The organism is Escherichia sp. Marseille-Q3837 (assembly GCF_916618735.1).
Lineage (GTDB): Bacteria > Pseudomonadota > Gammaproteobacteria > Enterobacterales > Enterobacteriaceae > Escherichia > Escherichia ruysiae.
Genome location: NZ_CAKAKC010000001.1, coordinates 1,001,474 through 1,015,955 on the forward strand (window position 1 = coordinate 1,001,474; position 14,482 = coordinate 1,015,955).

Consider the following 14,482-nt stretch of genomic DNA (forward strand, 5'->3'; position numbering starts at 1 on the left):
ACCGCAGCGACCTTACCGCTATAGTCAGGTCATCATTAATAAAAGGATAAAAAATGAAACTGACAACACATCATCTACGAACAGGAGCAGCGTTATTACTGGCAGGAATACTACTGGTAGGCTGCGACCAGCAAAGCAGCGATACCAAACACATTAAAGTTGGCGTCATAAACGGTGCCGAACAAGATGTGGCGGAAGTCGCAAAAAAAGTGGCTAAAGAGAAGTATGGCCTTGAGGTTGAACTGATTGGATTTAGCGGTTCATTGCTGCCGAACGATGCAACAGATCATGGTGAACTGGATGCCAATGTATTCCAGCATCGCCCTTTCCTTGAACAGGATAATCAGGCGCACGGTTATAAACTGGTGGCGGTGGGGAATACCTTTGTATTCCCCATGGCGGGATATTCGAAAAAAATTAAAACGGTCGATCAGCTAAAAGATGGGGCGACAGTGGCGATTCCGAATGATCCGACCAACCTTGGGCGGGCGCTGTTACTGTTGCAAAAAGAGAAACTGATTACGTTGAAAGAAGGGAAAGGTTTACTGCCAACGGCATTGGATATTACCGATAACCCGCGTCATTTGCAGATAATGGAACTGGAGGGGGCACAGTTGCCGCGTGTACTGGACGACCCGAAAGTGGATGTGGCGATTATCAGCACGACTTATATTCAGCAAACCGGGCTTTCTCCGGTGCATGACAGCGTATTTATTGAAGATAAAAATTCGCCGTATGTGAACATTCTGGTGGCGCGGGAAGATAACAAGGATGCAGAAAACGTGAAGGAATTTTTGCAATCTTATCAATCACCAGAAGTTGCTAAAGCGGCAGAAACTATCTTTAACGGTGGCGCGGTGCCGGGCTGGTAATTATCAACCGCGCCGCGCCAGACGATCACATTTTTCTGGCGCGGCGGCGGGAATCCATTGAAATCAAAATCACCGATGACAGAATCAGCAGCGTTCCCAGCCAGTCAGGTAATGTGAAAGTGATCCCCAGCAACAGCAAAGAGAGCAGCGCGCTACTTAATGGTTCTGCACAGCTCAAAACGCTGGCTTTTGGCCCGCCAATTAACTGTGCGCCTTTCAGATACAGACTAAAGGTTAGCGAAGTTCCAATTACCACCAGATAGAAAAATGCCAGAATCAGGCTGCCATTAACCACGAAATTTGTTCCTTGTCCGGCATAAAAGGGCAACAGGATCAGACCTCCAATGAGCATACTCCAGCCGACCACTGGCAACGTGCCGTAACGGGAAATGAGCGTTGAGGGGTATGTTGTATAGAATGCGGCAGCAAATGCCGAGGCGATACCCCAGAATAACGCAGCAGGAGAGATCGATAATGACGTCGGATTACCGTGCGTCACCAATAAAAACGTACCAATCAGCGATGTCAGAATGGCGCAAAAAACCAGGATGCCGGGGCGTGATTTACGTACCAGTGAGAACCATGCCACGATAATCGTTGGTGATAAAAATTGCAGCACCGTTGCTGTAGCGGCATTGGATTTTTCAATTGTCAGTAAGAAAGTAAGCTGGACGGTCAGTGCGCCAACAACGGAAAAAATCAGCAGGCTGATGGCATCTTTATGATTTTTAATGATTGAGAAGACTTTATCGCCGTGGACAAAGGAGAGCGTTAGCAGAATAAAACCGGCAAATATCAGTCGCGTCATAGTCAGAAACTGCGATGACATCTGGCTTTGCTCCATGATGTATTGTGCGCAGACACCTGAACTTCCCCACAATACGGCGGCAATTAGAACGTTCAGCATCCCCTTTCTGGTGGAACCCATTTTTCCCCTCTACATACGGTTTTGTCATTTATGTATGCAGGCATGATAGCAAAAATGGCAAGGATGGCTCTGTTCATATAAGGCATATTTATGTTGCCTTTCAGCAATAGTTACGCATCTTGAGCAATAACAGGCAGACCATTGATACGTCTGACATTATTATCGCCAGCCAGAAGCAATCTGAAAATAAAATCGACCGTGAGGCTTTTATATTATCCTCGTCGGAATCATAAATATTTTTCTCATAAGTATCCTTCATAGTTTGCGTCGGTCGTTATTCAAAAGCATTGAAATCTCTTATCACGTCGCAACGAAATATTTTTGCATTAGCGTCGCTGACAAATAGCGTGGGTAATTTGATGAGGTCGAGCATTATTTTTATCTTTATGAAACGCGTGAAATGCTTATTAAACCGTCATGTTATGGCGTTATCATTTTTTTCTGACAGCATGTTACTGTTCGCTTTTTAAACGCGAAGAATGTTATGCAAATCCATAAAGTGATCAAACCCGAGTTTGTGAAGAAGTTTTCCTGTGTCGGACCTGACTGCCTGATTTCCTGTTGTCAGGGATGGCAAATAGATATCGACAAGAAAACTCATCATGATTACCTCAACGCACACCATCCGGAAATTTCCAGGCTGGCGAAAGAGAATTTGATGCTGGTGCGAAAAGGTAAACAAAGATATTCGAGAATTAAGCTGGACGCGCAGGGGCAGTGTCCGTTTCTCGACGAAAATAAACTCTGCCTGGTTCATCGCGAGCTGGGAGGCAACGCGCTTTCAGTTACCTGTTCTACTTATCCACGTTGTAAAAAGCACTACGCGGATACAACTCGTTATTCGATGACGCTTTCATGTCCGGAAGTAGCCCGGCTGGTATTGTTCGATGCCGACAGCATGTTAGTGCATGAACAAGATGAGCTGCTGGCGAAGGCGAAAAACAATATCATCGCCCGGCAGCAGCCGGTTAATCAGATCCAACAGATTGTGCATCTCTTTGCCTGGCACCTTCTACAGTCGCCATCGTTGAACGTTGAAGAGAACCTGATGGCGCTGGCACAGTTTATGGTTTACTTGCAACGCATTGAGTTCGATCTGCATCGCCATTTTGCGCAGGCCGAACAGTATCATCAGGAACTATTAAGCGAGCTGGCGGCAGGTATAAGTTTGATTCATCGCTCAACGTCAACGGAGTCGGTTGGATTGAAGGTGCGCGCGCTGTCGGCATTGGGTTCACTTATCGCGAATGAAGGCGCCAGGGATAACATTATCGCTGGGGTGCATCGGAAGATGGCAGTGTATTTAAACATTACAGCCAGCACGGATAAGCAGGATCTGGTCGATAAGTTTGCAGTTCTGGATAAGCAATGGCAGCAGCTTTGCCAGGATTCTATCCTCAGCGCCCCGCATGTATTGCGCAATTTACTGACCTACAAAATTTACCACTGTCATTTTCCGGATGCTGATTTCTCAACGATCATGCGCCAGGTTTACCGTTTAATCCTCGATTATTTCTATATAAAGCATTTGTTGAGTGTGACATCGCTGGAAGCAACTCCTGATGAGGCAACGGTGCTGAAGATTGTGGCGAGCCTTGCCGAGAAAACCTTGCATTCGCCAATTATCAATCAGCGGATGGATAAAGCGATTGACATGATCAATGCCGGGGACGATCTCTCCTGCCTGCTGTTGATTTGTTAAATTCGCCTGCCGGGGACTGGGTTAAGTCTTTGTCTGACATGTCGCCTCCGTTAAAATCAAATCCGTAATGCTATAACCCACGTAGTATGCCAGAGAACTGTATGTGAACAGTGTTATTTTGCTGATAACGCTGACGGATAGTGCTTCGCTACAATGTCATTCATCTTATCCACCAGTGCCAGTCACTTGAATGTGATATGCCCACTGCCTTTCTGGTAATAGCGGATGACAAATAAATCGTCATCAAATACCTACTCATGCGGGTGAGCACGAACGAAGTCCATAAACCGAATCGCAACGTCATGCCGGTTATCGGGGATGGGGTTGCCATCCAGCTGAAACCTATTGTTATACATCACATTTTAAACATTATGGGGGTGCTGAAGTTTTGACGGGAAAATAACACCCCCTAATGCACCCCAAAAACAACGTGATTTAGTTTGAAGTTGATTGACCTCAGAATACAAGGAAGGCTTGATATAAATGGGATTAAACGGGGATTTGTTGACGTCGGGAGAGTTCAGTAGAGGCATTTTGGCGGAAGATCACAGGAGTCGAACCTGCCCGGGACCGCTGGCGGCCCCAACTGGATTTGAAGTCCAGCCGCCTCACCGGAGACGACGATCTTCCGCGCCTCGATTGCTACATGGAGGCGGGGCGCATTATAGCTAGTTCCTCGCCTTATCACATCCCCCATCACACTTTTTTCCGTATCGTTTCGTCTTGCCATGATCCTTTTCACAGAAACCTTCAGCAAATCCATAAGTTACATTTTGGCGCTACCGCGATCACAGAAAACAAGAAACGTAAGTTGATAACAAAAAATAGCAATATCCGCACTCTTAAGGATGGTTTACTTTCGGGCTGTCTGACTGGCGCCTTCTTCACTTGTCATGCATGCGGTAACTAAAATTTCAGAACGAAAGGAACGGATTATGAAAATCAGCGATGGAAACTGGCTTATTCAACCTGGTCTTAATTTGATTCACCCCATCCAGGTTTTTGATGTTGAGCACCGGGGAAAGGAGATGGTGGTTTATGCCGCGCCGCGTGATGTGCGGGAGCGTACCTGGCAGTTGGATACGCCGCTGTTTACGCTGCGCTTTTTTTCACCTCAGGAAGGTGTGGTTGGCGTGCGGATTGAGCATTTTCAAGGGGCGCTGGATAGCGGTCCGCATTACCCGATTAATGTGTTGCATGACGTTCCGGTGGAGATGCAAAACACGAGTGAATATGCCGAGCTGAAGAGCGGTAATTTGAGTGTTCGCGTTACCAAAGGGGAATTCTGGTCGCTCGATTTTCTGCGCAATGGTGTGCGTATTACCGGTAGCCAGTTGAAAAATAACGGCTATATACAGGATACCAACACCAACCGTAGCTACATGTTTGAGCGGTTGGATCTCGGTGTCGGTGAAACGGTATACGGTCTGGGGGAACGCTTCACTGCGCTGGTGCGTAACGGTCAGACGGTGGAAACCTGGAACCGTGATGGCGGAACCAGCACCGAACAGGCGTACAAAAACATCCCGTTCTATATCACCAACCGTGGCTACGGTGTGCTGGTTAATCATCCGCAGTGCGTCTCGTTTGAAGTGGGATCGGAGAAAGTCTCCAAAGTACAGTTCAGCGTTGAGGGTGAATATCTCGAATACTTTGTTATCGATGGCCCGACGCCGAAAGCGGTGCTCGATCGTTATACCCGTTTTACCGGGCGTCCGGCGTTGCCGCCAGCATGGTCCTTTGGTTTGTGGTTAACGACTTCATTTACCACTAATTATGATGAAGCAACGGTAAACAGCTTTATCGACGGCATGGCGGAACGGAATCTGCCGCTACATGTTTTCCACTTCGACTGTTTCTGGATGAAAGCTTTCCAGTGGTGCGATTTTGAGTGGGATCCGGTAACTTTCCCTGACCCGGAAGGGATGATCCGCCGCCTGAAAGCGAAAGGGCTGAAAATCTGCGTCTGGATTAACCCCTATATAGGGCAAAAATCCCCGGTATTTAAAGAGTTGCAAGAGAAAGGATATTTACTCAAATGCCCGGACGGCTCGTTATGGCAATGGGATAAATGGCAGCCAGGTCTGGCGATTTATGACTTTACCAACCCAGATGCCTGCAAATGGTACGCCGATAAACTGAAAGGCCTGGTAGCGATGGGCGTCGATTGCTTTAAGACCGACTTTGGCGAACGTATTCCAACAGACGTTCAGTGGTTTGACGGTTCCGATCCGCAGAAAATGCATAACCATTATGCATACATCTACAACGAACTGGTGTGGAACGTGCTCAAGGAAACCGTCGGCGAGGAAGAAGCCGTCTTGTTTGCCCGCTCGGCCTCCGTCGGTGCGCAGAAATTCCCGGTACACTGGGGTGGCGACTGTTACGCTAACTACGAATCAATGGCGGAAAGCCTGCGCGGTGGTTTGTCTATTGGCCTTTCTGGTTTTGGTTTCTGGAGCCACGATATCGGTGGCTTTGAGAACACCGCTCCGGCGCACGTTTACAAACGCTGGTGCGCATTTGGTTTGCTCTCCAGCCATAGCCGTTTACATGGCAGCAAATCTTATCGTGTGCCGTGGGCTTATGATGATGAATCCTGCGATGTCGTGCGCCATTTCACTCAGCTTAAATGCCGTATGATGCCGTATCTGTACCGCGAAGCCGCTCGTGCTAACGCGCTGGGTACGCCGATGATGCGCGCAATGGTGATGGAGTTCCCGGACGATCCGGCCTGTGATTATCTTGACCGTCAATACATGTTGGGCGACAGCGTGATGGTTGCGCCAGTGTTCTCTGAAGTGGGCGATGTACAGTTTTATCTGCCAGAAGGTCGCTGGACGCATCTGTGGCATAACGATGAAACAGAAGGCAGCCGTTGGCATAAACAGCAGCATGATTTTCTTAGTTTGCCGGTTTACGTGCGTGACAACACCTTACTGGCGCTGGGGAACAATGACCAACGCCCCGACTACGCGTGGCATGAAGGCACGGCTTTCCAGCTTTTTAATCTGCAAGACGGGCATGAAGCTGTCTGTGAAGTGCCCGCCGCCGATGGTTCGGTGATCTTCACCCTGAAAGCGGCGCGTACTGGCAATACGATTACCGTGACAGGCGCGGGCGAGGCGAAGAACTGGACACTGTGCTTGCGTAATATTGCGAAAGTAAATGGTTTGCAAGGCGGTTCGCAGACCGGAACTGAGTTGGGTGTGGTGGTGTCGCCAGTGGGTAACTCACTGACAATTATGCTGTAATTTGTTGAAAAAATGCCGGGTACGGCTATGTCGTGCCCGGCGAGATTGATTTTTACTGCACTGGCTCCGTTGACGTGACTTCGCCACTAGAAACTACGCCAGCATTCATGGTTTGGGTTACCTGCTGCTTTTCAGCGTTCACAGCATGGAGTTGTCCGTTAACCGTGGGTTTTAGCGGTACATCGGTCTGGATATCGCCGCTGGCGGTGAGCTGAATATTGCCATCGCCCGTAATAGGTAACTCTGGCCATCCCCACTGTTGCAAAATGTTCATCGGCACACCGCGTCCGTTCAGGCTGATATGGGTCTGGCGCTGCGGCGTTTGTGAGACACTGGCAGTGGCTTCAAGAATGCCTTTCTCGGTAAATGCGCTAAGTTCGCTTATATTCACCGTGCTGCTATTGGCGGTTAGCGCCAGCGACGGACGACGAACGTCGACACGATTGAACGTTGCGGCGGCGGCATTCAGGTTCGCCGTGCCACTCCACACCCCCCACTTATGCTCGGCAACCAGCGTCAGATTCGCGCCATAACCATCCAGCGCGGTGAGCTGCCACGGAAAGTCAGGGTCGATATCAATGATCAGGTTGCGGCTGGCGCTAAATCTCTTCAGTTGCAGAGTGTTTAACCAGGCGGGAGTTTGCTGCATCCACAACTGTTGCCAGTTTTTCGGCAAGGTAAATTCCAGCCCGACAATCGCTGCGTCGTCGAGGAGCAGCGTTTTTCCATCGCGTTGCCAGTTCCCTGACGTTCGTACCATTCCGCCTTCCCAACGGCTGGTAAACTGGCGAAGCGCGACGCCCTGTGGGGAAAACTCCGCGTTCATAATGGGGTCAAATAAATGCAGCGAACCATAAATAAACTCGCTGGCGTTCATTGACAGCTTGCCTTCCTGCGTCTGCCAGTCATCTTTAATGAAGGTCATGTTGCGCAAGCTGAGATCGAGGTCGGTCACCGCCCAGTCCGGACCTTGCAGGCGAGCGTCGATCACTTCAAGGCGGCCAATCTGCAACGACGGGACAGAGCGCAAAGGTGCAAAGAAATCGGTCAGAGATTTTTCGCTTTGCAGACGGATATCGGCCAGGCGCAGATTTTCTACCTGCCAGCTACCATCGGCATTACGCTGCGCATTACCAGTTAATGAACCACGGGCGATATCGGCGCCCAGATTCGTAAGCGTGACGCGATCGTTATCAATAGTGCCTTCAATCAGTACATTGGTAGCAGCAACATCGTTGAGCGACAGAGAGCCGGCACTGAACTGAATTTGAGCCTTCGTGCCCAGGACTTTACCGGCTTCCGGCGACCACGGAACGACGCCGCCATTTACTCGCTGTGCGCTGAGATTCCACTCGCTATTGGGACTGTTAAACGCCATATCACGCAGTTGCAGACGATCCGCTTTGAACGGTAACGGCGCGGTCTGGTCGGTGAGATTCAACGTCCCGTTTTCCAGCAGGATAGTATCGACATGGCGTGGTTCGCTCAGTTGCCGACTACTTAGCGCAATATCGACACTTTTCGCCACCAGAGTGGCGGGTTGACCATCGCGACCGAATGTGACGTTCTCCAGCACGATATGAGATGGTGCGGAAAACCGGTGATCCATCGCTCCGAAGGTCAAATGATAGTCGCTATTCCTGGAAATCCATGCGCTGATATGCTCTGCTCCCCAGCGGGTTTGCAGCAGGAAATAGAGGCCAGCGATCGCCACGAATAGCGCGATGAAAATGTAGAGAAGCAGCTTCCCAATAAATTTCATGGTCTTCCATCCCGTGAAATGCACATAAGGGAGTTATGCACGATTTACGCGCATTCCTCAAGGCGGGAATGGAGAAAGCGAGTGGCTACGGCGGTAAAGAATTTTACCGCCGTGAGTGGATTACTGTTTTTCTGGCGGGAAAATCAGGTTCAGCACAATGGCAGTGATACCGCCAGCGGCGATCCCGGAGGAGAGCAGGTTTTTCAGCCAGTCAGGGGCAAACTGCAAAATCAGCGGCTGCTGAGAAACGCCCAGACCGACCGCCAGCGACAGCGCGATAATCAGAATGGCCCGACGATTCAGCGGTTCACGAGAAACGATACGCACACCTGATGCGGCGATAGTACCAAACATCACCAGCGTAGCGCCGCCAAGTACCGGCTCCGGAATATGCTGCACAAAACCGCTCACAGCCGGGAACAGGCCGAGCACAATCAGCATCAGTGCGACGACAAAACCGACATAACGGCTGGCAACACCGGTCAACTGGATCACACCGTTGTTCTGCCCGAAGCAGGAGTTCGGGAAGGTGTTAAACACCGCCGATACAAACGAGTTCAGGCCGTTTGCCAGTACGCCGCCTTTCAGGCGTTTCATGTACAGCGGACCGGAAACCGGTTGTTCGGAAACGTCGGAGGTGGCGGTGATATCGCCAATAGTTTCCAGCGAGGTGATCATAAAGACCAGCATCAGCGGCAACAGCAAACTCCATTCAATACCAAGCCCGTAATAGAGCGGTGTTGGCACCATAATCAGTTCTTGCGTCATCGGCTCGTTGCTTTCTGGCAACATGCCCATAAACCACGCCAGCGCATATCCGGCTGCCATCGCAATCACCAGCGAGGCCACGCGTAAGTAAGGGTTACGTTGACGGTTAAGCAGAATGATTAAAGCTAAGACCACGCCCGCCAGCAGCAAGTTTTTCGGCGCGCCAAAGGTGTTATCGTTCATGGCCGCATAACCGCCGCCAATGGACGTTAACCCAACCTGTATTAGCGACAGGCCGATAATCATTACTACGACGCCAGAAACCAGAGGCGTAATAATGCGGCGCGCCAGATGTAAAACGCGGGAGATTACCATTTCGGTGCAACTTGCCAGCATCAGTGTGCCGAAGAGCGCCGCCATCATGGTAGGAACATCGGCGCCACCGGTCTTCAGTGCCGTTCCGCCCATAATTAGCGGAGCAACGAAGTTAAAGCTGGTGCCCTGAATAGACAATAACCCGGAACCAACCGGCCCCCAGGCTTTAATCTGAATAATCGACGCCACACCGGAAGCAAACAGCGACATACTAATAATGTGTTGCGTGTCCTGTGCTGGTAAACCCAGCGCCTGGCAAATTAACAGTGCTGGCGTGATTACCGCGACAAACATCGCCAGCAGATGCTGACAGGCGGCAAACAGAGTTTGAGCAAGCGGCGGACGATCTTCAAGACGATAAATCAGTTCGCTGTTTTGAGTCTGCGCAACCGGTTGCGCATTTTCTGACTCTAGGGTGGAAACAGACATCGAAAACAATCCCGTGGTGGCAAAGCGGGCATTTTAGCTGACCGAAAGGTAAAAGCAAACGTTTGCCATGCATTCTTCTAAATATTTAAATGCGATAAATGCACTTTTTTATATAACTTTTGGTTGTTTTCTGCTTAAAATCCATGCCATTTTTTTATTTTCAGCTGAGAATTCGAACCGGGATAGCATGACTCGATACTCGTCATATTTCGCCCTAATGCACATGCGCGATGAAGTATGACGAGTGTGAAAGAGTGGTGCGGACACAAAGGAGTAACTATGTTTCATCTCGATACTTTAGCAACGCTTGTTGCAGCAACCCTGACGTTGCTGCTCGGGCGCAAGTTGGTCCATTCCGTCTCCTTTCTGAAGAAATACACCATACCTGAACCGGTTGCCGGAGGGTTGCTGGTGGCACTGGCGCTGCTGGTGCTGAAAAAAAGTATGGGCTGGGAAGTCAATTTTGATATGTCCCTGCGCGATCCGTTGATGCTGGCATTCTTCGCAACCATTGGTCTGAATGCCAATATTGCCAGCCTGCGTGCCGGTGGGCGTGTGGTGGGGATTTTCCTCATCGTGGTTGTTGGCTTACTGGTGATGCAAAATGCCATCGGCATTGGGATGGCTAGCCTGTTAGGGCTTGATCCGCTGATGGGGCTGCTGGCCGGTTCTATTACGCTTTCCGGCGGCCACGGTACAGGTGCTGCGTGGAGTAAATTGTTCATTGAACGTTATGGCTTCACCAACGCGACGGAAGTGGCGATGGCTTGTGCAACGTTTGGTCTGGTGTTGGGCGGCTTGATTGGGGGGCCGGTGGCGCGGTATCTGGTGAAGCACTCCACCACGCCAAACGGTATTCCGGATGACCAGGAAGTCCCAACGGCGTTTGAAAAGCCGGACGTTGGGCGCATGATCACCTCGCTGGTGCTGATTGAAACCATCGCTCTTATCGCGATTTGTCTGACGGTGGGGAAAATTGTTGCGCAACTTTTGGCTGGCACAGCTTTTGAATTGCCAACCTTCGTTTGCGTGCTGTTTGTGGGTGTGATTCTGAGTAACGGTCTGTCAATGATGGGCTTTTACCGCGTCTTTGAGCGTGCGGTATCGGTGTTGGGTAACGTAAGTCTGTCGTTGTTCCTGGCGATGGCGTTGATGGGGCTGAAACTTTGGGAGCTGGCTTCGCTGGCGCTGCCGATGCTGGCGATTCTGGTCGCACAGACCATCTTCATGGCGTTGTACGCCATCTTTGTCACCTGGCGCATGATGGGCAAAAACTACGATGCGGCGGTGCTGGCTGCGGGTCACTGTGGTTTTGGCCTTGGTGCAACGCCCACGGCAATTGCCAACATGCAGGCGATTACCGAACGCTTTGGCCCGTCGCACATGGCCTTCCTGGTGGTGCCGATGGTCGGTGCGTTCTTTATCGATATCGTTAACGCGCTGGTGATTAAGCTGTATTTGATGTTGCCGATTTTTGCGGGGTAACCGATGAAGCGGCGGTATAAGTGCCGCCGCAACAAAGATAAATGCCTGATACGCTTCGCTTATCTGGCCTACGTAATAATTCTCAATTTATTGATTTTGTGAGTTTTTTTGTAGGCCGGATAAGGCGTTCACGCCGCATCCGGCAGGAAGGTAGATCAATCTAAACGGCAGTCTTCTCTCCGCCGTCTTTTACGCATTCGAGTAACGTTCTGTTTCTGGCATCCAGCGTTCTATCAGGGCTTTTGCCTGTTGTGGGTAACGTTCATGAATATGCCGTGCCAGGCGCTGAACTTCCGGGATCATGGCCTGATCGCGCAGTAAATCTGCCACTTTAAATTCGGCATTACCCGTCTGACGCGTACCTAACAGTTCGCCAGGACCGCGAATCTCTAAATCTTTCTGTGCAATCACAAATCCGTCGCTGCTGTCACGCAGCACTTGCAGGCGAATTTGCGCCGTTTTGGAGAGTGGCGTTTTGTAGAGCAGCACGCAGTGGGAAGCCACCGCGCCACGTCCCACGCGCCCGCGAAGCTGGTGTAACTGCGCCAGACCCAGACGCTCCGGGTTTTCGATAATCATCAGACTGGCGTTAGGCACATCAACACCGACTTCAATAACGGTAGTGGCAACCAGCAGGTGTAGCTCACCTTGTTTAAACGACGCCATCACCGCCTGCTTCTCGGCAGGTTTCATCCGCCCATGTACCAGGCCAACATTCAACTCTGGTAGCGCCAGTTTCAACTCTTCCCACGTGGCTTCGGCTGCCTGCGCTTCCAGTAATTCCGATTCTTCAATCAATGTACAAACCCAGTACGCCTGACGACCTTCAGTCATGCATGCGTGACGCACACGGTCAATGATGTCGTTACGACGCGTATCCGGGATTGCCACTGTCGTCACCGGGGTACGCCCTGGCGGCAGTTCATCAATGACCGAGGTATCGAGATCGGCATAGGCGGTCATTGCCAGCGTGCGGGGGATCGGCGTGGCGGTCATGATCAACTGATGCGGATGGAACCCTTGCTGCTGGCCTTTCTCCCATAACGCCAGGCGTTGATGCACACCAAAACGATGCTGTTCGTCGATAATCACCAGCGCCAGACCGTTAAATTGCACCTGTTCCTGGAAGATGGCGTGCGTACCAACAATCATCTGCACCTGACCGCTGGCGATGGCTTCTTGCTGAGCCAGTCGTGCTTTACCTTTCTGTTTACCGGCGAGCCAGCCCACTTCGATACCGAGCGGCTCAAACCAGTTGCGAAAGTTATTGGCGTGCTGTTCGGCGAGCAACTCGGTTGGTGCCATCAGCGCCACCTGTTTCCCGTGAGCAATTGCACGCAGCGCGGCAAGGGCAGCAACCAGCGTTTTACCGGAACCTACATCGCCTTGCACCAGACGCATCATCGGAACATCGAGCGCCATATCGCGCTCGATTTCCGCCACCACACGTGCCTGAGCACCCGTTGGTTTGAACGGTAAGGCGGCAAGGAGTTTATTTTTCAGCGAGTCATTGGCGCTAAGCGGTTGGGCATGAAAACGTTGTGCTCCAGCGCGTAACGCCAACATACTGAGGTTGTGCGCCAGCAGTTCTTCCAGAATCAGACGACGTTGTGCCGGATGCTGCCCGCTTTCCAGATCGCTAAGTTGCAGCGTCGGCGGCGGGCGATGCAGAGTTCTCAAGGCTTCCGGCAGCGTCATCATCCCCTGTGACAGTTCCGGCGGCAACAGTTCTTCAATAGCGCAGGTATCCAGCAGATCCAGCGCCTGGTCGGTTAATTTACGTAGCGTTGCCTGTTTAACGCCTTCAGTCGTTGGGTAAACCGGCGTGAGCGTTTCCTGTAGCTCCGGAGTACTGAGATCACCCTGTACGCGATATTCCGGATGGATCATCTCCGCGCCATATTTGCCGCGCTTTGCTTCGCCGTAGGCCAGCACACGTCGTCCCGTCGCCAGGCTATTTTTCATCGCCGCGCTGAAGTTGAAAAAGCGCATGGTGAGAATGCCGGAACCGTCGCTAATCTGGCAGGTCATCATCCGTCGACCGCCGAAGGAGATATTACAGTTCAGCACTTCGCCTTCAACCGTGGCATAAACGCCGGGTAACAGCTCGCCAATGGGATAAAGATGGGTGCGATCTTCGTAGCGCAGGGGGAGGTGTAAGAGTAAATCCTGCACGGTATGCAGGTTGATTTTCGCCAGCTTGTTACTTTGTGCCGCGCCAACGCCCGTTAGGGAACTGAGCGGGACAGCATCTAACAGGCGACCTTTCATCGCACTTACCCTGCAGCCTGCATGGTGGCCCACCAGTCGGCATCAGCTTCGATCTCGCCTTGCTGATTGACGTGGGGGTAAGGCAGGCCTTTGCGTTTTGCGACTTTCGCCAGCACCGGATAGCCGCCTTCAAACAGCAGGCGTTGTTGTTCTGATTCCGGTAACATGCTGTTTTCACGAAGGTACATGCCTGCGTTTTGCCGCTGACGCTGGGCTTCGTAAAGAATGAGTGCCGATGCGACGGAGACGTTCAGCGACTGCACCATGCCGATCATCGGGATAATGATGTCCTGATCCGCCAGTGCTAACGCTTCCTGCGTGATGCCCGTTTTCTCCTGACCCATCAAAATACAGGTCGGGCGGGTGTAATCAATTTCGCGAAAATCGACGGCGTTATCAGAAAGATGTGTAGCCAGAATCTGCATTCCCTGGCCTTTCAGATGGGCGACGGCATCGCCAATGGTGCGGTGCGTTTTCACCTGTACCCAACTGTTGCTGCCAGCCGCAGCCGAAGCCATAGTGCGCATCCGGCTGCCAGGCCAGACGGCATGAACTTCATGTACGCCAACGGCATCTGCGGTACGAATAATCGCAGAAACGTTATGGGGTTTGTGAACCTGTTCCATGCAGACGGTCAGGTCAGGCTGCCGCCTGGCGAGCATTTCACAGATGCGTGCATAACGTGTTGGGTTCATA

Annotated in this window: 9 protein-coding genes, 1 tRNA gene and 1 pseudogene; 4 read left to right on the forward strand and 7 right to left on the reverse strand. The window is 51.3% G+C overall.

All coding sequences use genetic code 11. The features are described from left to right. The first annotated feature begins 53 nt into the window (after nucleotides 1–53). Complete coding sequence (gene nlpA, locus LG381_RS04765; RefSeq protein WP_000779439.1) at nucleotides 54–872, forward strand: lipoprotein NlpA; 819 nt, start codon at nucleotides 54–56, stop codon at nucleotides 870–872. Nucleotides 873–897: 25 nt separating this feature from the next. Here nlpA and LG381_RS04770 read toward each other — a convergent pair whose 3' ends face one another. Continuing rightward, the gene (locus LG381_RS04770) at nucleotides 898–1,800 is read right to left on the reverse strand and encodes a carboxylate/amino acid/amine transporter (protein ID WP_225762082.1); all 903 of its coding nucleotides are present in this window, start codon (nucleotides 1,798–1,800) and stop codon (nucleotides 898–900) included. A gap of 484 nt (nucleotides 1,801–2,284) precedes the next feature. Here LG381_RS04770 and fliB point away from each other — a divergent pair, with 484 nt between their 5' ends. Further along, nucleotides 2,285–3,502, forward strand: coding sequence for a flagellin lysine-N-methylase (fliB, locus tag LG381_RS04775; RefSeq protein ID WP_225762083.1), 1,218 nt, complete (start codon nucleotides 2,285–2,287; stop codon nucleotides 3,500–3,502). Nucleotides 3,503–3,615: 113 nt separating this feature from the next. Here the strand turns inward: fliB and LG381_RS04780 are convergent. Further along, a pseudogene (locus LG381_RS04780) lies at nucleotides 3,616–3,837 on the reverse strand (DUF4942 domain-containing protein); the annotation flags it as partial. Nucleotides 3,838–4,037: 200 nt separating this feature from the next. Continuing rightward, nucleotides 4,038–4,132: transfer RNA gene (locus LG381_RS04785), tRNA-Sec, on the reverse strand. Between the two features lie 305 nt (nucleotides 4,133–4,437). On the opposite strand from LG381_RS04785, the gene yicI reads away from it, so the two are divergent. Beyond that, nucleotides 4,438–6,756 carry an alpha-xylosidase gene (yicI, locus tag LG381_RS04790; RefSeq protein WP_225762084.1) on the forward strand — a complete coding sequence of 773 codons (2,319 nt, stop codon included), beginning with the start codon at nucleotides 4,438–4,440 and terminating at the stop codon, nucleotides 6,754–6,756. Between the two features lie 52 nt (nucleotides 6,757–6,808). Here yicI and LG381_RS04795 read toward each other — a convergent pair whose 3' ends face one another. Both LG381_RS04795 and xanP read right to left on the reverse strand, forming a co-directional pair. Then, nucleotides 6,809–8,518 carry an AsmA family protein gene (locus LG381_RS04795; RefSeq protein WP_105279430.1) on the reverse strand — a complete coding sequence of 570 codons (1,710 nt, stop codon included), beginning with the start codon at nucleotides 8,516–8,518 and terminating at the stop codon, nucleotides 6,809–6,811. 120 nt (nucleotides 8,519–8,638) lie between these two features. Then, nucleotides 8,639–10,030 (reverse strand): xanthine/proton symporter XanP, encoded by a 1,392-nt coding sequence (gene xanP, locus LG381_RS04800; protein ID WP_010352595.1) that lies wholly within the window; start codon nucleotides 10,028–10,030, stop codon nucleotides 8,639–8,641. 279 nt (nucleotides 10,031–10,309) lie between these two features. Here xanP and gltS point away from each other — a divergent pair, with 279 nt between their 5' ends. Further along, a complete protein-coding gene (gene gltS, locus LG381_RS04805; RefSeq protein WP_000468835.1) occupies nucleotides 10,310–11,515 on the forward strand; it encodes a sodium/glutamate symporter in 1,206 nt (401 codons plus the stop codon). A gap of 189 nt (nucleotides 11,516–11,704) precedes the next feature. Here the strand turns inward: gltS and recG are convergent, their stop codons facing one another. Both recG and trmH read right to left on the reverse strand, forming a co-directional pair. Next, entirely contained in the window at nucleotides 11,705–13,786 is a 2,082-nt protein-coding gene (gene recG / locus LG381_RS04810) for an ATP-dependent DNA helicase RecG (protein WP_032226836.1), read from the reverse strand. A gap of 5 nt (nucleotides 13,787–13,791) precedes the next feature. Next, complete coding sequence (gene trmH, locus LG381_RS04815) at nucleotides 13,792–14,481, reverse strand: tRNA (guanosine(18)-2'-O)-methyltransferase TrmH (RefSeq protein WP_001070182.1); 690 nt, start codon at nucleotides 14,479–14,481, stop codon at nucleotides 13,792–13,794. Nucleotide 14,482 lies beyond the last annotated feature (1 nt).